Here is a 20,637-nt window from a genome sequence, read left to right on the forward strand (position 1 = left end):
ATCCACAGCCTGTGGACGGTCAGTTGACAGCGCGCAGAATCGCGAAAGAATGCCCGGGCATCACGGTGGCTGCACCGTCGGCCGACGGGTCATCCCACGCGAGCACGACCTCGCCGGTGACCGGAACACTCACCGCGGAGTCGCCGAGATTGCACGCCACCGCCAGCGAGCCGCGGTGCAGGACGATCCAGCGCGCATCCTCGTCGTACTCCACCCGCAGGTGGTCCAGCCACGGGTCGGCGAAGTCGGGTTCGTTGTGCCGCAACGCGATCAGCTGCCGGTAGGCCTCCAACAGCCGGGCGTGCTCACCCTCGGCGACCTCGTCCCAGTCGAGCTTGGACCGGGTGAAGGTCTCGGGATCCTGCGGGTCCGGAATCTCATCGGCATCCCAGCCGTGCGCAGCGAATTCTGCCTTGCGTCCCTCCGCGGTGGCACGGCCCAGTTCCGGTTCCGGATGGGAGGTGAAGAACTGAAACGGACTGCTCGAACCCCATTCCTCACCCATGAACAGCATTGCCGTATAGGGAGATCCGAGTGCCAGCGCGGCCTTCACCGCGAGCTGGCCGGTGGTCAGGTTCTGTGACGGCCGGTCACCGGTGGCCCGGTTGCCCACCTGATCGTGGGTGAGGGTGTAGGCGAGCAGTCGGGTCGCGGGAATGGTGGCGGTGTCCAGGGGGCGGCCGTGCCGGCGGCCGCGGAACGACGAGTACGTGCCTGCGTGGAAGTAGCCGTGCGTCAAGGTCTGCGCCAGCGTCTCCACGGTGCCGAAATCACCGTAATAGCCCTGCCGTTCGCCGGAGACCGCGGTGTGGATGGCGTGGTGGATATCGTCGTCCCACTGCGCGGTGAGTCCGAGGCCGCCCTGATCGCGCGGGGTGATCAGCCGGGGGTCGTTCATGTCACTCTCGGCGATCAGGGACAGCGGGCGGCCCAACTCGGCTGCCAGAGCATCGGTTTCGGTGGTCAATTCCTCCAGGATGTGGATGGCGGTGGTGTCCACCAGTGCGTGTACGGCGTCGAGGCGCAGACCGTCGGCCCCGAAATCACGCATCCAGCGCAGCGCGCAGTCCAAGATGTAGCGGCGCACCTCGTCGGCGCCGGCATCGCCGATGTTGACCGATTCGCCCCACGGGTTGCTGCCGCTGGACAGATACGGCCCGAACCTGGGCAGGTAGTTGCCGGACGGGCCGAGATGGTTGAACACCGCGTCGATCAGCACGCCGAGGCCCACGGCGTGACAGGCGTCGACGAGACGCAGCAAGGCATCCGGGCCGCCGTAGGGCTCGTGCGCCGCGTACCAGAGCACACCGTCATAACCCCAGCCGTGGGTGCCGCTGAAGGCGTTCACCGGCATCAGTTCGACGAAGTCGACACCGAGATCGACCAGGTACTGCAGCTTTTCGATGGCGGCATCGAAAGTGCCTGCGGGGGTGAATGTCCCGACGTGCAGCTCGTAGATGGTGGAGCCCTCGATCGAGCGTCCCGGCCAGTCTTCGGGGGCCGCGGCGGGGGTCCACAGCTGCGAAGGTGCGTGCACCCCGTCCGGCTGGCGGGCCGACCGTGGGTCGGGCAGCACGGTGTCGTCGTCATCGAGGACGAATCCGTAGCGACTGTCGGGTCCGGCTGTCACGGTGGCCCGCCACCAGTCGTCGGTGCCGCGCTCCATCGGATACCGGGCGCCGTCGACATCGAGCTGCACCCGGTCGGGACGCGGCGCCCACACCGCGAATTCACGGTCAGACATCGGTGCGCTCCAGCAGTACCACCGGCAGCTCGGCGAACAACTCGGTCGCCGCCGGACTGCCCGCATGGGTGCGCCCGGTCAGCCGGTCGGTCCAGATGCCTTCCGGCAATGTCACTGTGGTGTCCCCCCAGCCGATCTCGGCAAGCTTGACCGTCCACCGTGACACCGCCACCAGCACGTCATCGCCGCGCAAGAAGGCGACCAGGTGTGCGGCCGCGGATCCCGACGCCGGCACCGGTCGGTAGCCGCCGTCGAGGAACGTGTCGGGCAGTTCCCTGCGCAGCCGCAGCGCGGCGCCCACCACCCGGATCTTGGGGTCGGTGCGGGCCTGCAATGCGGCGCGCCGCACGGCATAGTCCACCGGCCGGCGATTGTCCGGATCGACCAGGCTGTCGTCGAACTGTTCGGTGCCCTGATAAACATCCGGGATGCCGGGCACGGTGAGCGCCAGGAGTTTCTGGCCGAGGCTGTCGCTGTGGGCGTGCGCATCGGCGCGAGCCACCAGTGCGGTCAGTTCCTTGGACACCGGGCCGTCGATGACGGCATCGACCCAGTCGTGTACCGCCGATTCGAATGCGGTGTCCGGGTCGTTCCACGAGGTGTGCAGCGCCGCTTCCCTGATCGCCTTTTCCGCGTAGGCGTGCAGCCGGGCCCGCAGGGACTCGGATACCTCGCCGTCGACCGGCCACACGCCGAAGACGTTCTGCCACAGGAAGAGTGTGGTCGCCGGGTCCGGGCTCAGTACGATATGAGACCAGCGTTCGACACGTTCGGCCCACTCGTCGGCCAGCTGGGACAGCACACCGATGCGGGCCCGCACGTCCTCACTGCGTTTGGTGTCGTGGGTGGACAGCGTCACCATGGCGTGCGGCCACAGCCGCGCCCGGGTGGCCGCCCGCTCGTGGAACTCGGCGGCGCTCACCCCGAATAGTGACGGCTCACCGCCGACCTCGTTGAGGGTGACCAGTCGGGCGTCCCGGTAGAACAGGCAGTCCTCGACGGACTTCGCGGTCACCGCACCGCACAGCTGCTGGATGCGGACCGCGGCCTCGCCGTCGTGTGCCAGGGCCGCCGCCACCAGCTGCAGCGGTTCGGCCAGTTCGGGCCGGGTGCGCACGGCCTCGGCGATCGCGGTCGGTCCGACAGCGGTCAGATTCAGGTAGTCGAACCGGTACACGTGCACGTGGGTCAGCAAGGAGGTGACCGCATCCGGCAGCAGGGGATGGTCGGCACCGATATCGGCGACGATGGACCGGCACACCCGGGCCAGCTCGCTGGCGAGGGTGACGGTGGCGGCGGCGGTCTTCAATTCCGATGTCTGGTGCTCGATGGTGCCGCGGTCGACACCGCTGCGCTCGTAGAGCGCGGTCAGCGTCGGTTCGGCCGACGGGTCGACGAACAGCCCGCCGATCTCGCGCAAGGCGTCATAACCGGTGGTGCCGTCCACCGGCAGCCCGGTGTCGAGAGGCTCGTCGGGGGCCAGGATCTTCTCGATGACGATCCAGGCCTTCTCGCCGACCAGGTCGCGAAGGTCCGTCACGTAGGCGGCGGGTTCGGCGAGCCCGTCGGGATGGTCGATGCGCAACCCGTCGACCATCCCCTCGGTGAACCAGCGGCCCACCTCGGCATGGGATGCGTCGAACACAGCGGGGTCCTCCTGGCGCAGGCCGGCCAGTGACGTGATGGAGAAGAACCGGCGATAGCCGCAGAGGTTGTTCCTCCAGCCGATGAGTTTGTAGTGCTGACGGTCGTGCACCTCGGCACCGGATGCGCCGTCCTGCGCGGTACCCGGAGCGATCGGCCAGACCCGATCGCCCAGCCGCAGCCGATCTCCGTCCACGGTCAGGTCGGAGATGTCGTCGTCGGATCCCAGCACCGGCAACACGATCCGGCCGTGGTCGAGATCCCAGTCGATGTCGAAGTAGGTGCTGTACGCCGAATCCCGGCCGTGCGTGAGCACGTCCCACCACCAGGGGTTCTGCGTGGGATCGTCGACGCCGACGTGGTTGGGCACGATATCGACGATCAGGCCCATCCCGCGGGCCCGGGCCTGGGCGGACAATTCGGCCAGGCCCTCGGGTCCGCCGAGTTCCTGGGACACCGTGGTCGGGTCGGTGACGTCGTAGCCGTGGGTGGACCCCGCGGCCGCGGTCAGGATCGGGGACAGGTACAGGTGTGAGACCCCGAGATCGTCCAAATAGTCCAGCAGGTCGACCGCGTCGGCGAAGGTGAAGGAATCACCGCGCATCTGCAGCCGATACGTGGAGAGCGGGACACCCATCAGCCGTTACCGCCTAGGTCGTTTTCCGGAGCACCAGAAGCGAACGCGGCTGCAGCGAGATCTTCTCGCCCGCAGAAATCGTCACCTCGTCGGGACCGGCGGGATCGCCGGTGTCCAACGCGGTTACCCACTTTTCGGCGTAATCATCCGGTGGCAGCACGAAATCCAGCGATTCGTCGTGTGCGTTGAAGCACAACAGGAACGAATCGTCGCGGACGCGCTCGCCGCGGGCGTTGGGTTCGGGGATGGCGTCGCCGTTGAGGAACACCGCGACACTCTTGCCGAAGCCCGATCCCCAGTCCTCCGGGGTCATCTCGGCGCCTGCCGGCGTCAGCCACGCGATGTCGCGCTCCTGTTCGCCGCTGCGAATCGGATTGCCCGCCAGGAAGCGGCGCCGGCGGAACACCGGGTGCTTCTTGCGCAGCGCCACCGCCTTGCGGGTGAACTCCAGCAGTTCGGCGTTGTCCTCGAGCCGGGACCAGTCCACCCAGGCGACCGGCGAATCCTGGCAGTAGGCGTTGTTGTTGCCGCCCTGAGTGCGTCCGATCTCGTCGCCGTGACTGATCATCGGGGTGCCCTGCGAGATCATCAGCGTGCCGATCACATTGCGCATCTGTCGCGCCCGCAGTGCGAGGATGTCCGGATCGTCGGTCGGGCCCTCGACACCGCAGTTCCAGGACCGGTTGTGGCTTTCGCCGTCCCGGTTGTCCTCGCCGTTGGCCTCGTTGTGTTTCTCGTTGTAGGACACCAGGTCGGCCAGGGTGAACCCGTCATGACAGGTGACGAAGTTGATGCTCGCGCCGGGCCGTCGGCCGGTGTTCTCGTAGAGATCCGAGGAACCGGTGAGCCGGGACGCGAACTCACCGAGCGTCGCGGGCTCACCGCGCCAGTAGTCGCGCACGGTGTCGCGGTACTTGCCGTTCCACTCTGTCCACAGCCCGGGGAAGTTGCCGACCTGGTAGCCGCCCTCGCCGACGTCCCAGGGTTCGGCGATCAGCTTGACCTGGCTGACCACAGGATCCTGTTGCACCAGATCGAAGAAGGCCGACAGCCGGTCGACATCGTAGAACTCGCGGGCCAGGGTCGAGGCCAGGTCGAAGCGGAAGCCGTCGACGTGCATCTCCAGCACCCAGTACCGCAGCGAATCCATGATCAGCTGCAGGGTGTGCGGGTGACGGGCGTTGAGACTGTTGCCGGTGCCGGTGAAGTCCTTGTAGAACTGTTCCTCGCCGTCGAGCAGCCGGTAATACGCCGCGTTGTCGATACCGCGGAAGTTCAGTGTCGGGCCCAGGTGGTTGCCCTCGGCGGTGTGGTTGTAGACCACGTCGAGGATGACCTCGATACCGGCGTCGTGGAAGGAGCGCACCATCGCCTTGAACTCGGCCACCGCGCCACCGGCGTGGCGGCTGGCCGCGTACTGGGCATGCGGGGCGAGGAATCCGAAGGTGTTGTAACCCCAGTAGTTTCGCAGTCCCAAGTCGAGCAGCCGGTGGTCGTGCAGGAACTGGTGCACCGGCATCAGCTCGATGGCGGTGACGTTCAGCGACTTCAGATGCTCGACGATCACCGGGTGCGCCAGGCCGGCGTAGGTGCCGCGCAGTTGTTCGGGGATGTCGGGGTGCAGCTGGGTCAGGCCCTTGACGTGGGCTTCGTAGATGACGGTCTCGTGGTAGGGGGTGCGCGGTGCCCGGTCGGAACCCCAGTCGAAGAACGGGTTGATCACCACGCTGGTCATGGTGTGGCCCAAGGAGTCCACCGGGGGATCGGCGGGGGTGACGGCGGGATCGTCGGATTCCAGGTCGTAGGAGAACAGCGCCTGGGTGAACTCGAAGTCGCCGTGGAATGACTTTCCGTACGGGTCGAGCAGCAGCTTGCTGGGGTCACACCGGTGTCCGGCCGTGGGATCCCACGGCCCGTACACCCGGAATCCGTAGCGCTGGCCGGGACTCACGGTGGGCAGGTAGGCGTGCCAGACGTAGCCATCGACCTCTTCGAGCGGAATCCGTTGTTCGGTACCGTCTTTGGCGATCAGACAGAGCTCGACCGCGTCGGCGACCTCGGAGAACAGTGAGAAGTTGGTGCCGGCCCCGTCATAGGTGGCACCCAGTGGATACGCGGTGCCGGGCCAGACCGTGACGTCCATGTCACCACCAGCCGGTGGCGGCTGCGAGCTGACGCCCGAGTTCGTTCGTCATGGTGCGCACGTACGTGGTCGACAGGTGGTGGGAGTCGTGATACATCAACACATTTCCCTCCACTACTCGGCAGAAGTCCGGTCGGCACACCGCATCGGTCATGTCGAGTGGCTTCAGGTTCGGGAACCGTTGCACATAATTCAAAGTCGGGTTGTCGTCGGACAGTACCTCAGAGCGCTTGATGCCGCACGAGATGGCATCGCCGCCGTCGGCCAGGCAATCGGCCGGGAAATACGGCTTGTTGTTGCGCACCAGCCAGGGCGTGTCGCGCATGGCCAGCACATCGATGCCGGCATCCGAGAACTCTTGCCAGATACCGAGATACGCGCTGGGCATGACATCGCCGGGTTTGATGTTCCACGGCCGGGTGGAGGTGGTGAACACGAAGTCGGGCTTGTCGGCAAGCAGCTTCGGCATCACCTTCTCATTCCATTCCCGGCACTTCGGATAGGGGCGGTTGTCGCCCATCACGAGGGGTTTCTCCTCGGTGGTCAGCGGGCAACCCATCTTCAGGTAGGTGACCACCTTGAAGTCGTGCAGCCGGCCCAGCAGGTCCAGCGCGGTGATCCAGTGTTCGGCATGTGAGCCGCCGGCCAGGGCGATGGTGCGTTGGGAATCCTTGTTGCCGTAGGTGCAGTTGATGACGTCGACGTTGTCGAAGTCACTGATGCAACCGGCGTTGGTGGACTCCGGGATGTCGTTCTTGGCCTCCAGCACGGTGGGCCGCATCGGCAGCTTGGGCACCTTGGCGTTGTTGAGCAGTGCGCGCGATCCGGGGTAGTCGCGCGCCGACAGGCCGGACAATTCCTTACCGCTGGCCCGCTCGACGGTGACATGCTCACGCCAGGTGAACGAGGTCGCGGTCAGCGTGACACCCAGCAGGGTGACCACCGAGCCCAGCACGATCGTCGGGCGGCGCAACCGGGTGCGCCACGGGACACCGACGGGCCGCTGCGCCGGTGCCTTGTAGCGCAGCGGGGTCTCCACGTATCTGGTCGTCAGCCAGGCCAGCACGCCGGACACCAGCAGCACGATCGCGCCGTCGGTGAAGCCGGCGTGGTCGCGCCCGCTGTAGGCCAGCCAGAAGATCAGCAGCGGCCAGTGCCACAGGTACAGCGAGTAGGCCATCGATCCCAGCGCGACGAACGGTTTGGTGGCCAGCAGCCGGTTGGGGGCGGGCAGCTTGCCGCCGGTGTGCGGGTCGGCGACCCGGTTGGCCGCGGACAGGATGAACAGCACGGTGGCCCCGACCGGCACCAGCGTCCACGGGCCGGGGAACTCGCGGACCCCGTCGATCAGCCAGCCGCACAACAGGATGGCGACCAGCGATACCGTCGCCACGATGGTGCGCACCCACATGGGCCAGCGCACATAGGGGACCAGCGCGCCGATCAGCGCGCCCAGGGTGAGCTCCCAGGCGCGGGCGAAGCTGTTGTAGTACGCGACGGCCTGATCGGCGTTGTGCGCGATGATCGCGTAGACGAACGACGCGATGGTCAGCGCGGTGAGCAGCACGATGAACACCCAGCGCACGTGCCTGCCGAGCGGTCGGCGCAGCAGGCAGGCGAGGCCGAAGATGATCGCCAGCAGCGCGATGTAGAACTGGCCCTGCACCGACATCGACCAGATGTGCTGCAGCGGGCTCACCGTCTCGCCGGCGCGCAGATAGTCCGCAGCGGTGTTGGCCAGCTCCCAGTTCTGGTAGTAGCCGAGGCTGGCCAGGCTCTGGTCAGCAAACGTTTCCCAGCGGGTTTCCGGCTGGATCAGGATGGTCAGCACCGCGGCGGCGGCGAGTACCACGATCAATGCAGGCAGCAGTCGGCGCACCAGCCGCACGATCTCCGGAACCGGGCGCAGCGCGGTGGCCGGGTCGATTGCGGCCCGCAGCAACCGGCCGCCGAAGAAGAACCCGGACAGCGCCAGGAATACGTCCACACCACCGGAAACCCGGCCGAACCAGACGTGGAAAATCGCGACGAGGGCGATCGCGACCCCGCGGAGTCCGTCGAGGTCGTGCCGGTAGAAGCCCGATGCGCGAGTACCCATCTGCGTGCCGACGGGCGACGCGGGACGCGCTTCGGCTTTACCGCGGGTGGAGGGCCGGGCGGGAGCAAGGGTCATCATGGTCGGGGAGTTAATCTACCTAAGAACCCTGGGTGCCTCAGGCCACGGGCGCGACGTCACACCTGCTGAGCAAAGCGATAGTGTCCGGTGCCATGCCCGCGTTGACACCGGATGAGATCAGCGCGATCGACACCGCGCACATCTGGCACCCCTACAGCACCATCGGCTCCCAGGCGCTGACGCCGGTGGTGGCGGTGGCCGCCAAGGGCGCCTGGCTGACCCTCGTGCACGATGGCAGGTCCGTCGATGTCCTCGACGCCATGAGTTCGTGGTGGACCGCGGTGCACGGCCACGGCCATCCGCGGCTCGATGCGGCCATGAGCGCTCAGCTGGCCACCATGAACCACGTCATGTTCGGAGGCCTGACCCATGAGCCCGCGGCCCGACTGGCCCAGCTGCTGGTCGAGATCACCCCGGCGGGCCTGGACTCGGTGTTCTTCAGCGATTCGGGCTCGGTGTCGGTGGAGGTGGCCGCCAAGATGGCGCTGCAGTACTGGCGCAGCCGCGGCCGGCCGGCCAAGCACCGACTGATGACGTGGCGCGGCGGATACCACGGCGACACCTTCACCCCGATGAGTGTGTGTGACCCCGACGGCGGCATGCACTCGATCTGGACCGACGTCCTGGCCCGGCAGGTGTTCGCCCCGCAGGTGCCCGGCGAGTACGACCCGTCCTACGTCGCCGCCTTCGAACGCCAACTCGCCGAGCACGCCGGCGAGTTGGCTGCGGTGATCGTCGAGCCGGTGGTGCAGGGTGCCGGTGGCATGCGGTTCCACGACCCGCGCTATCTCAACGACCTGCGACGGCTGTGCGACCGGCACGGTGTGCTGCTCATCTTCGATGAGATCGCCACCGGGTTCGGGCGCACCGGGGAACTGTTCGCCGCCGACCATGCCGGCGTCAGCCCCGACATCATGTGCGTCGGCAAGGCGCTCACCGGCGGATACGTGACGTTGGCCGCCACCCTGTGCACGGCGCACGTCGCCGCGACCATCAGCGCCGGCGAGCCGGGGGCCCTGATGCACGGGCCGACCTTCATGGCCAACGCGCTCGCCTGCGCGGTATCGGTGGCCGCCGTCGAACTGCTGCTGGAGGGTGACTGGCGGGGACGGGTCGGCAAGATCGAGGCCGGTCTGCGGGACGGACTCGAACCGGCGCGAACGCTGCCTGCGGTGGCCGACGTGCGGGTGCTCGGCGCCATCGGCGTCATCGAGATGCGTGAACCCGTCGATATGGCCGTGGCCACCCGAACCGCGATCGAGCACGGTCTGTGGCTGCGACCGTTCGGCAGGCTGGTCTACGCGATGCCGCCGTTCATCTGCACCGCCGAGGAGGTCGCCCAGATCGGTGCGGGCATGGTCGCCGTCGCGCGTGCATTAACCTGAACGGTGTTCAAGTGTCGAAAGGACGTCCATTGACACGCACCGGTCTTTCCCCGCTGGCCTGGCTCGCCGAGGTCGAGACACAGCGCCGTGCGCAGGGGCTGCGCCGATCGTTGCGGGTGCGCCCGCCGGTGGGCACCGAGCTCGACCTGGCCTCCAACGACTACCTCGGGCTGTCCCAGCACCCGGCCGTGCTCGAAGGCGGCGTCGAGGCGCTGCGCACCTGGGGTGCCGGCGCGAGCGGCTCGCGACTGGTCACCGGGAACACCGAACTGCACGAGGAATTCGAATCCGAACTGGCGGCGTTCACCGGTGCCGAATCGGCACTGGTCTTCTCCTCGGGATACACCGCCAATATCGGCGCGGTCACCGCGCTGACCGGTCCGGGCACATTGCTGGTCTCCGATGCGCTCACCCACGCTTCCATCGTGGATGCCTGCCGGCTGTCACGGGCCCGGGTCGCGGTGACGCCTCATCTGGATGTGGCCGCCGTCGAGGACGCGCTGTCCGGCCGCGCCGAGGACCGCGCCGTGGTGGCCACCGAATCGGTGTTCAGCACCGACGGCGCGCTGGCTCCGCTGCGGGAACTGCACGAGGTGTGCCGCCGGTTCGGTGCGCTGCTGCTGGTCGACGAGGCGCACGGGCTCGGGGTCCGCGGCGCCGGCGGGCAGGGTCTGCTGCACGAGGTCGGTCTGGCCGGCGCGCCGGACGTCGTCATGACCACCACCTTGTCCAAGTCGCTGGGCAGCCAGGGCGGCGCGGTGCTGGGCCCGGCCGCGGTGCGCGCGCACCTCATCGACACCGCCCGCACCTTCATCTTCGACACCGGTCTGGCGCCGGCCGCCGTGGGTGCCGCGCTGGCCGCCCTACGGGTGCTGATCGATCAGCCGCAGCTGGCCGCCGCGGTGCTGGCCCGCGCGGGCGAACTGGCCCGGATCTGCGATGTGGCCGAGGAACCCACCTCGGCGGTCGTCTCGGTGATTCTCGGTGATCCCGAGGTGTCGGTCGCCGCCGCGGCGGCCTGCCTGCAACGCGGGGTGCGGGTCGGCTGCTTCCGGCCGCCGACCGTCCCGGCCGGCACCTCGCGGCTGCGGCTGACCGCCCGTGCCGCCCTCACCGACGATGAGATCGCGCTGGCGGCAAGGGTTCTCGCCGATGTTCTCGGCCTGCCACGATGAGCGTGCTGGTGGTGACGGGCACCGATACCGGGGTGGGCAAGACCGTGACGACGGCCGCGCTGGCGTGCGCCGCGCGCCTGGCCGGACTGGATGTCGCCGTCTGCAAACCGGTGCAGACCGGAAGCGCCGACGGCGATGACGATCTCCGCGAGGTCGGCAGGCTGTCCGGGGTGACCGCGCTGCACGGCGGCTGGCGCTATCCCGAAGCGCTGGCCCCGGTGGCTGCAGCTGGGCGAGCAGGCCTGCCGCTGCCCAACCGCGACGAACTGCTGGCCTCGGTGCGGGCCGCCGACGCGCCGGGACGGTTGACGATCGTGGAGGGCGCCGGCGGCCTGCTGGTGCAGCTGGGCGCCGACGGCGTGACGCTGCGCGATCTGGCAACCGACTTGTCCGCGCCGGTCCTGGTGGTGGTGTCCCCGGGGCTGGGCACCCTCAATCACGCCGCGCTGACTCTGGAATCGCTTGCGGCAAAGGGGGTTCCGATAGCCGGACTGGTGATCGGCGCCTGGCCGGAGCTGCCCGGGGTCGCCGAACAGGACAACCGCGAGGCGCTGGCGCAGTTGGCCGAGCTGCGCGCAGTGTTGCCGGCTGGTGCGGCGCCGCTGAGCATCGACGGGTTCCAGATGCTCAGCACGTCGGCCTTCGACCCGAACTGGATCGCGAGCCTGGTGTAGCGATGGTGCACTCGATCGAGCTGACTCTCGATGCGGGCGCCGATGCCGCCGTCCGTGGGCTCTGGCAGGCGCTCGCCGACGCCGGGGTGCCCAGCCAGGCCGGTCACCGCTCGCCGACCAATCGCCCGCACGTCACGGTCACCGTCGCGGCACAGATGTCCGCCGATGCCGAGGCGGATCTGGTGCCGCTGCTGGACCGGTTGCCGCTGCCGTGCCGGCTCGGTGCGCCGATGGTCTTCGGGCGTGGTCCGTACACCCTGGTGCTGCTGGTGATCCCGTCTGTCGAGCTGTTGGACCTGCATGCCCAGGTGAACCGTATCTGCTTGCCGCACATGGAGTCCGGACCGCTTCGGCATACCCTGTCCGGGCAGTGGACCCCGCACGTCACACTGGCGCGCCGGGTGCCCGCCGAGCTGCTGGAGCAGGCGCTGGCCGTGGTGGGCACCGGCACCGATATCGAGGGGGAGTTCGTGGGGCTGCGGCACTGGGATGGCGATGCCCGTGAAGAACATTGGATGAGTTGACGGCTACCAGGTCGCGGTGCTGAGCAGGCGCGGACGCAGTTCGGCCATCGGCTGCGGCCGCCCGGTGCGGTAGCCCTGAATCAGGTCGCAGCCCAGTGCCGCGAGTTGCTCACGCTGCGTAGCGGTTTCGACTCCCTCGGCGACGGTGTGCAACTTCAGCGCGCGCGAGGTTGATGATCATCTCCACGATCGCGTCGCCGGAGGTGGTGTCCAGTTGGTTCACGAAATGTCGGTCGATCTTGAGGGCGTCCAGCGGTAGTTCGCTGAGGTACTGCAGCGAGGAGTAGCCGGTGCCGAAATCGTCGATCCCGATCTTCGCGCCCTGGCCGCGCACGATCTCCAGCTTGCGTCCCGCGTCGGCGGTGTCGTTGAGCAAGGTCGCCTCGGTGACCTCCAGACGCAGCAGATCGAACGAAAAGCCGGCGTCCTGCACCGCTTTTGCCACGAGCTCCACGAAATCTGGCCGGCCCAGCGTTGCGGACGACACGTTGACGGCGACACCGATCGCGGCGCCGGCCTCGACCAGCGCGGCGCCGTCCCGGCAGGCCTGGGCCAGGACCACCTCGTCGATCTTGGCGATCAGGCCCGCGTCCTCGGCGATGGACAGAAATGCCGCAGGCTCCAGCAGCACACCGTCACGCCGCCACCGCACGAGTGCTTCGATATCGGTGGGTCGTCCACCCCGTGTCGGCACCACCGGCTGGTAGTGCACCTCCAGGCCGCCGATGCTCACCGCCTCCTGCAGGGCATGTTCCACACCGCGCCGATGGTCGGCTTCGGCAGCGAGTCCCAGATCGAATTCCGCGACGTGCGAACGACCCTGGTCCTTCGCGGCGTACAGGGCGATATCCGCCCGCTGCAGCAGTTCGTCGGCGGGGATTCCGTCATCGGGGGCGACGGCCACACCGACGGATACGTCGATATCCACCCAGCGACCCGCCACTTCGTACAACCGGTCCACAGCCCCGACCATCCGGTGCGCGGCTTGTCGGGGCCGGTCGCCGTCGGCGGGGCCTGTCAGGACGACGCCGAATTCGTCGCCTCCCATCCGGCCCACCTGCCCGCGGTCACCGACCTCCACCTCCAGGCGCGTCGCGACCTGGCACAGCAGGTCGTCGCCGGCGTCGTGACCGAAGGTGTCGTTGATGAACTTGAACCGGTCGAGGTCGCAGAACAGGAAGGCCACCCAGCTTCCGTCGGCACGGCTGCGGCCGAGCGCGTCTTCGAGAGCGTCCACCAGGGCGACCCGGTTCAGCAGACCCGTCAGACCGTCATGAGTCGCCTGGTGTGCGAGCACACCGAGGATGTTGTCCCTGGATCTCACGATGTTCATCAATCGTGAGCTGGTCTCCAGTGACTGTTCGTGATCGGCGAGCGCATCGATCGCCGCATGAACCTCACCCGTGGGCGCACCCGCGGCAACCTGTTCCAGGATCGATGCCTGATCGTTGGCCAGCTCGACCGCGGCCTGACGGCGCCGGTCCTCACAGGCCAGATCCTTCAATGCGTTGTGATGGTTGACGCGCAGGCGCCTGCGGAACAGTCCGATGGTCGCCGTGCCGAACACAAAGGTCAGGACACCGGCGACGACCGCAAGCCGACGGTTGCGGTCGTCGAATCGCTGCGAGGCGACGGTCTGGTCGAACACCGCTCGATTGCTGCGCTGCCGGTTGAGTTGGGCATCGGTGACGATGCTGTCGGCTTCGGCCGCCAGGGCCCGGATGAGGCCTGGTTCGGGCGCGGACACCGGGGCCCGGGTCTTCTGATCGTCGATGTCGCCGCTCAGTCGCTGCGCACGGGCCAGCAGATCCTCATAGCGTTCCCGGACGTCGCTGGTGGGCGCATTGGCGGCGGCGGTGTGTAGCTGGCGAATGAGGACACCGCGGTTGACGTCGATGGTGTCCAGGACCTGCGCACCGTCCGCCCAGCGTTCCAGTGCGTACGCGAGGTGCCCCGCCGCCGGTGCAATATCTCCCTCGTTGCCGGAGGCGATATCGGTGTACTGGATTGTGTCCTGCAGGCGCGCGCTGTTCTGATAGGCGTTGAAGGTTGCACCGAGCAACAGGACGAGCGCGATCAGCATGGCCGTCGCGGTGGCCATTTCGATACGGGACCATCGGGTCTCGAGCTCGGTCATGGGTCAGGCACGCAGGATCGTCACGGTCGCGAGGCTCCAGATCCACTGGTTCAGATCGGAGGCCAACGGGTCACCGGGGAAGACGAGGCGGGTGGGGCCGCCGTCGGCTATCGGGATCTCCTGCCCATCGGTGCGGGTGGCGAACAAGGCCTTGGAGTCCAGCAGGTCGCCGACGCCGATGGTCAGTTCCAGCCCGTCCAGAGCCACCACGTCGATGCGGTCGGCTCGGTCCAGAGCCAGATAGGTCGCGAGATTCTGGGCGGGGACGCCCTCGAACGTGATGTTCTGCTTGACGTAGGGCTCGTAGAGTCGCGACCGCGCGGTACCCAGCTTCTCCAGTCCGGCCAGGTCGAACACGGTGCGGTCCGAACCGTCGTAGACGGACAGGACCGGCTTGCCGGCAGTGGCTATCGGTTGACCGGGGGCGACCTGCGCGTTGTGAACGGTCACGACCTCGGCGGCTAGGTTCGTCACCTCCGGTGAACATCCACTCAGGGCGGCTACAGCGAACACCCAGGCGACGATCACCCACGCCCGCGCATCCGACCGGCACATCCATGAACCCCTCACTGACGAGGCCATTTTGCCATGCTCGGGAACCGGCTCTGCGCGAAGTGGCGCATTGGGTCACCCGTACTGGCTATTTTGCGGGGTGTGAGCTTGGGTGGCCGGTGGCACTGTGCACCGCCATACCGTCGACGAGCAGGCCGAGCCCGAACGCGAAACGCCGGCCGGCGTCCTCGGCGAGCGCCGATTGGCTTTCCGGCAGATCGGCGCCCGCGGCGTCCCACTGCAGCCGGGACTGCTCATCGACGGTGAATCCCAGCACGTAGTAGACGACGGTGCGAGCCGCCAGCGCGGAATGCAGACCCTCGACGCCGGATTCGGCCGCCGCCGCCGACAGCCGCTCGACCACCTGGGTCATCGCCTCGGACTGTCCGGCGGCGAAGCTGGCCGAGACCAGTTCGGCACCATCGGTGTGCGACAGCAGCGCATCCCGCAGGCGCTGGCAGTCCCCGGAGATCTGCTCGCGCCAGCTTCCGGTCGGCGCCGGTTGCAGGGTGGGCTGCAGAATCCGGTCGGCCACCGCGCCGAGCAGCTGCTGCTTGTTGGCGAAATGCCAGTACAGCGCACCGGGGCTGACGCTGAGTTCGCGGGCGAGCCGGCGCATGGTCAGATCGGCGATCCCGAAGTTGTCCAGGATCGCCGTGGCGGCGTCGACGAGGTCACGTTTGTGCAGCTGCACGGAGGTAGCCTAACCTGAACGGTGTTCAAGTCGAGCGCTCCGGTGGTCGGCACTGCACGGACAGGTAGGGAGACGTACCGGTGACGGACATTCTGGTTCAGGCGCGCGAGCAGGTCTTGGAACGCGGCGTCGGCCTCGATCAGGACCAGACCCTGCAGGTGCTGCAGCTGCCCGATGATCAGCTCGACGCTCTGCTGGAGCTTGCGCACGATGTCCGGATGAAGTGGTGCGGTCCCGACGTCGAGGTCGAGGGCATCATCAGCCTGAAGACCGGCGGCTGCCCCGAGGACTGCCACTTCTGCTCGCAGTCGGGCCTTTTCGCCTCACCGGTGCGCAGCGCCTGGCTCGACATCCCGAGCCTCGTGGAGGCCGCCAAGCAGACCGCCAAGACCGGTGCCACCGAGTTCTGCATCGTCGCCGCGGTGCGCGGACCGGATGAGCGGCTGCTGTCGCAGGTCGCCGCGGGCATAGAAGCCATCCGCAACGAGGTCGACATCCAGATCGCGTGCTCGCTGGGCATGCTCACCGAGGAGCAGGTGCAGCGGCTGGCCGACATGGGCGTGCACCGCTACAACCACAACCTGGAGACGGCGCGCTCCTTCTTCACCAACGTCGTGACCACCCACTCGTGGGAAGAGCGCTGGGACACCCTGCGCATGGTCCGCGAGGCCGGTATGGAGGTCTGCTGCGGCGGCATCCTGGGCATGGGCGAAACGTTGGAGCAGCGCGCCGAGTTCGCCGCCAACCTGGCCGAGCTGGACCCCCACGAGGTGCCGCTGAATTTCCTGAACCCGCGCCCGGGCACCCCCTTCGGTGACCTGGAGGTGCTGCCGGCCGCCGACGCGCTGCGAGCCGTGGCGGCGTTCCGGCTCGCGCTGCCGCGCACCATGCTGCGGTTCGCCGGCGGGCGCGAGATCACCCTCGGCGACCTGGGCGCCAAGAAGGGCATCCTGGGCGGTATCAACGCCGTGATCGTCGGCAACTACCTCACCACGCTGGGCCGTCCGGCCGAGGCGGACCTGGAGCTGCTCGACGATCTGCAGATGCCGATCAAGGCCCTGAACGCGACGCTGTAGCGCGCGCGGTAAGACTGACAGTTGTGATGATCAGCGAGTTGCCGGCCCTGCCCGCGCCTGTGGGCGCCGGTGTCTACAACGTCTATACCGGTGCCGAGCTGGGGGCCGCGGCGGGCACGGTCATCCCCACCGCCGCTCAGCTCGGGCTGGAGCCGCCGCGGTTCTGCGCCGAATGCGGCCGCCGGATGATCGTCCAGGTCCGCCCGACCGGATGGTGGGCGAAGTGTTCGCGGCACGGTCAGGTGGACTCCACCGATCTGGACACCCAGCGATGACGAATTCTGTTGGTGCACCTGCTGTTTCCAGGCGCACCGCGGCCATCCGGGTGTTCCTGGGTCTGCTCGCCGCCGGCGCGGTGGTCGGTGCCCTGTGGGCCTGGCTGGCGCCCCCTATCCAGGGCGTCGTCGCATTGACCCGGGCCGGCGACCGGGTGCGGGCCTACCTGGGCAATGACTCCGACCATTTCTTCCTCGGCGCGTTTCTCCAGGTCGGTCTGCTCGGGGTGCTCGCCGTCGTCGCGACCGTCCTGGTGTGGCAGTGGCGGGCACACCGCGGTCCGGTTCAGGTGGCCGCGCTTGCCGCCGGTATGGCCGCTGCCGCCGGTGCCTCCGCCGGTGTCGGTGCGGCCCTGGTGCACTGGCGCTACGGCAGCATCGATGTGGATGCCGCGCCGGTCTCCGAGGCCAATCGGGTGCACTACGTGAGCGAAGCACCTGCGGTGTTCTTCGGGCACGGACCGTTGGTGATCGCCGCGGGCATCCTGTTGCCCGCCGCGGTGGCCGCCCTGACCTACGCGCTGATGACCGCCTCGACCTCTCGTGATGATCTCGGCGCCTGGCCACCGGTGGAATACGCCGGGGTGTACCCGCCTATTCCGGTGGCCGCGGAACCGGCCACCGAGGTTGCCGGTCCCGCGCAGACGTAGCCCCCACAGATCGTGCTCACACCGGTAGATTGACGCGCGCACAGCTGCGTCACAGCAAAATGGCTGCTGCGATAATTACGGGTGAGTGAGGTCAGCTATGCCGATGCTGGAGTACAAGACGACGCCCGCGTGGCTGCAGGCCTCCCGCCGCAAGATGGTCGACAGGATTCCGGTCACCACCATGCGGCAGTTTCTGTACCTGTCGATGATCCGCAAACGCGGCAACTTCACCGACCCGAAGACCTTCAACGAGAAGGTGAACTGGCGGATCTTCAACGACCGGCGGGACCGGATCGTCAAGGCGTGCGACAAGATGTGGATGAAGGACATGGCCCGGGAGGCCTACCCGAGTCCCGATCTGCGTATCCCGGCCACCTATTGGTCCGGCACGGACCTGCGCGACGCCCCCGATCTGGCGTCGCTTCCACCGTGGGTGCTCAAGCCCAATGCCAGCAGTGGGCGCGCGCTGTTCGGGCCCGATCCGCAGACGGATCTGGCCAGTCTGCTGCAGCAGACCAGCACCTGGTTCGACGAGACACCGCTGGAACTCGGCGAGTGGGGTTACAGCGAAGCCCGCCCGCACCTGCTCCTGGAGGAGCGCATCCCGACGCCGGACGGCCAGGCGCCGGTCGACTACAAATTCTTCGTCTTCGACGGCCGTATCGAGCTGATCCAGGTCAATCGGGGCCGGTTCGGCAAGCACCAGACGGCCACCTTCCTGGACGCCGACTGGCGGCAACTGCCGGTGCGCTGGCGGATTCAGCCGGTGGCCGATGAGCAGCGGCCCGCCGAACTGGACAAGATGATGGAGATCGCAAGCACCCTCGGTACCGGCTGGGACTTCATCCGCGTCGACCTGTATGCCGTCGACGGCGAGGTGTGGTTCGGCGAATACACCCCGTACCCGGGCAGCGGTCTGCTGCGCTACAAGCCGATGAGCTTCGACCTGGAGCAGGGCCTGCAGTGGAAACTGCCGACGCTGGAGGACGTGCAGCGCGGCCGGCCCTGAGCCTGGCCGCGCCGTTCAGCGGTCGAGCACCGACAGCGGCAGGCGATGCACTGTGCGCCCCGTCAGCACCTTGGCGGTGATCACGGCCAGCCGTGCCATTCCCTTGTAGGTCGACGGGTTGAACATGGTCGGCCACTTGGTGCGGGCCAGGTGCTCGCCGAGCGGGCGGCCGGCGAAGCGATCCGAGAGCCAGCGCAGCGCCATCGGCGCCGACATCGGGTGCAGCAGCAGATGCTCGCTGAACGCGTCGCGATGGTACGTGACGTGGGCGCCGCCGGAAGCATAGGTTTCGGCGAGCTCGTCGATCCCGTCGACGGAGATGATCTCGTCGTGCACGGCCTGGATGATGAGCACCGGCGGGGTGGGCACCGCGACACCGAGCTTGATGTCGGCGAAGACGTGCTGCACCTCTGGGGTCGAGAGGATCTGTTCCAGCGGCTGATCGAGCATGTCGCCCATATCGGTGCGCCACAGCCGCACGATGGCCTCGACGGTGGTCATGTGGTGCAACCGGTCCAGCAGGGCCCGGCCGTTCTCGCTGGCGTGCTCGGCGATGATCCGCTGAAGTCCCGGGTAGACGTCGGCGAGAGTGGCGACCACCAACGCGGGCAACGCCGAGGCGAAGGTGCCGTTGAGCTTGCGGAAGGTGCGCCCCAGATCGCCGACCGGCGAACCCAGGACGGCGCCGACGATGTTGAGTTCGGGTGCGTAGGTGCCGCTCATCTCGGCGGCCCATGCGCTGGCCAGACCGCCACCGGAATAGCCCCACAACCCGATGGGCGCCTTGTCCGACAGCGTCAGTTGCTCGGAGCCCAGGGCCGCACGCACCCCGTCGAGCACGCGGTAGCCGGGTTCGTACGGGGTGCCCCAGTTGCCGTTGACGCCTTCGTGGTCGGGGACGGACACCGCCCAGCCCTCGGCGACGGCCGCGGCGACCAGCAGCATCTCGAACTGCGGCACCGCGCCGGGTGCCACCGCGTGCCGGCGCAGCGCATAGGACGGGAAGCAGCGCGATGAGATGGCATCGATGGCGCACTGGTAGGAGACCAGCGGACAGATGCGCTCCGGTCCCCGTTCGGCGGGCATGACCACGGTGGTGGCGGCCGCTTCGGGGTTGCCGTTCATATCCGTGGTCCGGTACAGCAGCTGTACCGCGCGCACCTGCTGGGGGATCAGTCCGAGAAAGGCCAGTTCGACGTCCCGGCTGCGCAGCACGGTGCCCGGGGTGGCGTGCTGGAAGCCGGCCGGGGCGAGGTAGAACGGATCATCCTTGGGCAGCTGTGGGCGCGCGGAGCGGTCCAGCGCCTCGTGCGGGACGGCTCCGATCCATTCGGCGTCGGGCGCGGCCGCAGTGCTGCCAAAGTCCATCCGGGCATTGTTGCCTAAGAAGGGTCTAAGAATCCAGTCCGACTCACCCCGGCGGGCGTAATGCGGCAAATTCGTCGGTGACCCGGTAACGGGATTCGGTGAACCGGTACAGCGCCGCGGGCCGGCCCCCGCTGCGCCCCGAGCGTGCGGTGGTCCCGGTCCTGGTGATGACGTTGCGCCGCTCCAGCACGCGCTGCAGATTGGTCGCATCGACCGGATGCCCGAGCGCGGCACTGTAGATGTCGCGCAGCGCTGACAGCGCAAACTCCTTGGGCGCCAACGCAAATCCGATGTTGGTGTAGGACAGCTTGGCGATCAACCGCGAGCACGCGTTGGCCACCATGGTGCCGTGGTCGAAGGCCATCGGCGGCAGGGCGGACACCGGGTGCCAGCGGGTGTCCGGTGGCAGTTCCGGGGTGGCGGGGGAGGGCACCAGCCCCAGGAAGGTGGAGGCGATGGTGCGCGGACCCGGTACCCGGTGCGGGTCGGAGAACACCGCCAACTGCTCGAGATGTGTCAGCTCGCGCAGGTCGACCTTCTCGGCGAGTTGACGCCTGACCGAACTGATCATGTCTTCGTCGTGTCGCAGCTGTCCGCCGGGTAGCGCCCAGGCGCCGCGCTCCGGATCCATGGCCCGTTCCCACAGCAACACGCTGAGCTGCGGGTTTTTCGTGGTCAGCTGACGAACCTGGAGGACGACGGCGAGCACTTCGTGGTCGGTGCTACCATATGGCATGTTTTCGATTGTAAGTCGAAAACCTCTGTTGGCACAAA

At 67.9% G+C, this 20,637-nt stretch carries 16 protein-coding genes and 1 pseudogene; 8 read left to right on the plus strand and 9 right to left on the minus strand.

From position 1 onward, the window contains the following. Positions 1 to 19: 19 nt before the first annotated feature. Genes treZ through ASE48_RS01200 form a run of 4 tightly spaced genes read right to left on the minus strand, consistent with a single transcriptional unit; the run spans position 20 to position 8,344 of the window. Positions 20 to 1,744 carry a malto-oligosyltrehalose trehalohydrolase gene (gene treZ, locus ASE48_RS01185; RefSeq protein ID WP_057165169.1) on the minus strand — a complete coding sequence of 575 codons (1,725 nt, stop codon included), beginning with the start codon at positions 1,742 to 1,744 and terminating at the stop codon, positions 20 to 22. Then, complete coding sequence (treY, locus tag ASE48_RS01190) at positions 1,737 to 4,025, minus strand: malto-oligosyltrehalose synthase (protein ID WP_057165170.1); 2,289 nt, start codon at positions 4,023 to 4,025, stop codon at positions 1,737 to 1,739. The genes treZ and treY overlap by 8 nt, the downstream gene beginning before the upstream one ends. A 13-nt stretch (positions 4,026 to 4,038) precedes the next feature. Further along, on the minus strand, positions 4,039 to 6,168 hold the full coding sequence (gene glgX, locus ASE48_RS01195) for a glycogen debranching protein GlgX (RefSeq protein WP_057165171.1): 2,130 nt from the start codon (positions 6,166 to 6,168) through the stop codon (positions 4,039 to 4,041). A 1-nt stretch (position 6,169) separates the two neighbouring features. Continuing rightward, positions 6,170 to 8,344, minus strand: a complete 2,175-nt coding sequence (locus tag ASE48_RS01200) for an acyltransferase family protein (protein WP_057165172.1) — start codon at positions 8,342 to 8,344, stop codon at positions 6,170 to 6,172. Positions 8,345 to 8,436: 92 nt separating this feature from the next. On the opposite strand from ASE48_RS01200, the gene ASE48_RS01205 reads away from it, so the two are divergent. From ASE48_RS01205 to ASE48_RS01220, 4 genes are read left to right on the plus strand one after another with little or no spacing between them, the layout of a single operon-like run. Then, positions 8,437 to 9,729: an adenosylmethionine--8-amino-7-oxononanoate transaminase gene (locus ASE48_RS01205; protein ID WP_057165173.1), complete on the plus strand. Its 1,293-nt coding sequence runs from the start codon at positions 8,437 to 8,439 to the stop codon at positions 9,727 to 9,729. A gap of 29 nt (positions 9,730 to 9,758) precedes the next feature. Further along, entirely contained in the window at positions 9,759 to 10,904 is a 1,146-nt protein-coding gene (locus tag ASE48_RS01210; protein ID WP_057165174.1) for an 8-amino-7-oxononanoate synthase, read from the plus strand. Next, complete coding sequence (gene bioD / locus ASE48_RS01215; RefSeq protein ID WP_057165175.1) at positions 10,901 to 11,578, plus strand: dethiobiotin synthase; 678 nt, start codon at positions 10,901 to 10,903, stop codon at positions 11,576 to 11,578. The genes ASE48_RS01210 and bioD overlap by 4 nt, the downstream gene beginning before the upstream one ends. A gap of 2 nt (positions 11,579 to 11,580) precedes the next feature. Beyond that, positions 11,581 to 12,102 carry a 2'-5' RNA ligase family protein gene (locus ASE48_RS01220; protein ID WP_057165176.1) on the plus strand — a complete coding sequence of 174 codons (522 nt, stop codon included), beginning with the start codon at positions 11,581 to 11,583 and terminating at the stop codon, positions 12,100 to 12,102. Between the two features lie 3 nt (positions 12,103 to 12,105). On the opposite strand, the pseudogene ASE48_RS01225 reads toward ASE48_RS01220, so the two are convergent. From ASE48_RS01225 to ASE48_RS01235, 3 genes and pseudogenes are all read right to left on the minus strand, one after another. Beyond that, a pseudogene (locus ASE48_RS01225) lies at positions 12,106 to 14,239 on the minus strand (putative bifunctional diguanylate cyclase/phosphodiesterase). A gap of 3 nt (positions 14,240 to 14,242) precedes the next feature. After that, positions 14,243 to 14,713: a molybdopterin-dependent oxidoreductase gene (locus tag ASE48_RS01230; RefSeq protein WP_156408994.1), complete on the minus strand. Its 471-nt coding sequence runs from the start codon at positions 14,711 to 14,713 to the stop codon at positions 14,243 to 14,245. Positions 14,714 to 14,879: 166 nt separating this feature from the next. Then, positions 14,880 to 15,485, minus strand: a complete 606-nt coding sequence (locus ASE48_RS01235; RefSeq protein WP_057165179.1) for a TetR/AcrR family transcriptional regulator C-terminal domain-containing protein — start codon at positions 15,483 to 15,485, stop codon at positions 14,880 to 14,882. A gap of 80 nt (positions 15,486 to 15,565) precedes the next feature. On the opposite strand from ASE48_RS01235, the gene bioB reads away from it, so the two are divergent. From bioB to ASE48_RS01255, 4 genes are all read left to right on the plus strand, one after another. Continuing rightward, the gene (gene bioB / locus ASE48_RS01240; RefSeq protein ID WP_057165180.1) at positions 15,566 to 16,561 is read left to right on the plus strand and encodes a biotin synthase BioB; all 996 of its coding nucleotides are present in this window, start codon (positions 15,566 to 15,568) and stop codon (positions 16,559 to 16,561) included. A 26-nt stretch (positions 16,562 to 16,587) separates the two neighbouring features. Continuing rightward, on the plus strand, positions 16,588 to 16,836 hold the full coding sequence (bsaP, locus tag ASE48_RS01245; protein ID WP_156408995.1) for a biotin synthase auxiliary protein BsaP: 249 nt from the start codon (positions 16,588 to 16,590) through the stop codon (positions 16,834 to 16,836). Further along, positions 16,833 to 17,486 (plus strand): DUF2567 domain-containing protein, encoded by a 654-nt coding sequence (locus ASE48_RS01250; RefSeq protein WP_057165182.1) that lies wholly within the window; start codon positions 16,833 to 16,835, stop codon positions 17,484 to 17,486. Before bsaP ends, ASE48_RS01250 begins: the two co-directional genes overlap by 4 nt. Positions 17,487 to 17,583: 97 nt before the next feature. Further along, on the plus strand, positions 17,584 to 18,495 hold the full coding sequence (locus ASE48_RS01255) for an ATP-grasp fold amidoligase family protein (protein WP_057165183.1): 912 nt from the start codon (positions 17,584 to 17,586) through the stop codon (positions 18,493 to 18,495). Between the two features lie 15 nt (positions 18,496 to 18,510). Here ASE48_RS01255 and ASE48_RS01260 read toward each other — a convergent pair whose 3' ends face one another. Together ASE48_RS01260 and ASE48_RS01265 are read right to left on the minus strand one after the other, a co-directional pair. Then, a complete protein-coding gene (locus ASE48_RS01260; protein ID WP_057165184.1) occupies positions 18,511 to 19,863 on the minus strand; it encodes a lipase family protein in 1,353 nt (450 codons plus the stop codon). Between the two features lie 43 nt (positions 19,864 to 19,906). Further along, positions 19,907 to 20,599, minus strand: a complete 693-nt coding sequence (locus tag ASE48_RS01265; protein WP_057165185.1) for an NUDIX hydrolase — start codon at positions 20,597 to 20,599, stop codon at positions 19,907 to 19,909. Between the last annotated feature and the right edge of the window lie 38 nt (positions 20,600 to 20,637).

The sequence above is a fragment of the Mycobacterium sp. Root265 genome (assembly GCF_001428895.1).
In the GTDB taxonomy this organism is placed as follows: domain Bacteria; phylum Actinomycetota; class Actinomycetes; order Mycobacteriales; family Mycobacteriaceae; genus Mycobacterium.

Bases quoted from the DNA above. Each gene is read 5' to 3' on its own strand.
- treZ (WP_057165169.1), bottom strand. From the start codon at position 1,744: ATGTCTGACCGTGAATTCGCGGTGTGGGCGCCGCGTCCCGACCGGGTG.
- treY (WP_057165170.1), bottom strand. From the start codon at position 4,025: ATGGGTGTCCCGCTCTCCACGTATCGGCTGCAGATGCGCGGTGATTCC.
- glgX (WP_057165171.1), bottom strand. From the start codon at position 6,168: ATGGACGTCACGGTCTGGCCCGGCACCGCGTATCCACTGGGTGCCACC.
- ASE48_RS01200 (WP_057165172.1), bottom strand. From the start codon at position 8,344: ATGATGACCCTTGCTCCCGCCCGGCCCTCCACCCGCGGTAAAGCCGAA.
- ASE48_RS01205 (WP_057165173.1), top strand. From the start codon at position 8,437: ATGCCCGCGTTGACACCGGATGAGATCAGCGCGATCGACACCGCGCAC.
- bioD (WP_057165175.1), top strand. From the start codon at position 10,901: ATGAGCGTGCTGGTGGTGACGGGCACCGATACCGGGGTGGGCAAGACC.
- ASE48_RS01220 (WP_057165176.1), top strand. From the start codon at position 11,581: ATGGTGCACTCGATCGAGCTGACTCTCGATGCGGGCGCCGATGCCGCC.
- bsaP (WP_156408995.1), top strand. From the start codon at position 16,588: ATGATCAGCGAGTTGCCGGCCCTGCCCGCGCCTGTGGGCGCCGGTGTC.
- ASE48_RS01250 (WP_057165182.1), top strand. From the start codon at position 16,833: ATGACGAATTCTGTTGGTGCACCTGCTGTTTCCAGGCGCACCGCGGCC.
- ASE48_RS01255 (WP_057165183.1), top strand. From the start codon at position 17,584: ATGCCGATGCTGGAGTACAAGACGACGCCCGCGTGGCTGCAGGCCTCC.
- ASE48_RS01260 (WP_057165184.1), bottom strand. From the start codon at position 19,863: ATGGACTTTGGCAGCACTGCGGCCGCGCCCGACGCCGAATGGATCGGA.
- ASE48_RS01265 (WP_057165185.1), bottom strand. From the start codon at position 20,599: ATGCCATATGGTAGCACCGACCACGAAGTGCTCGCCGTCGTCCTCCAG.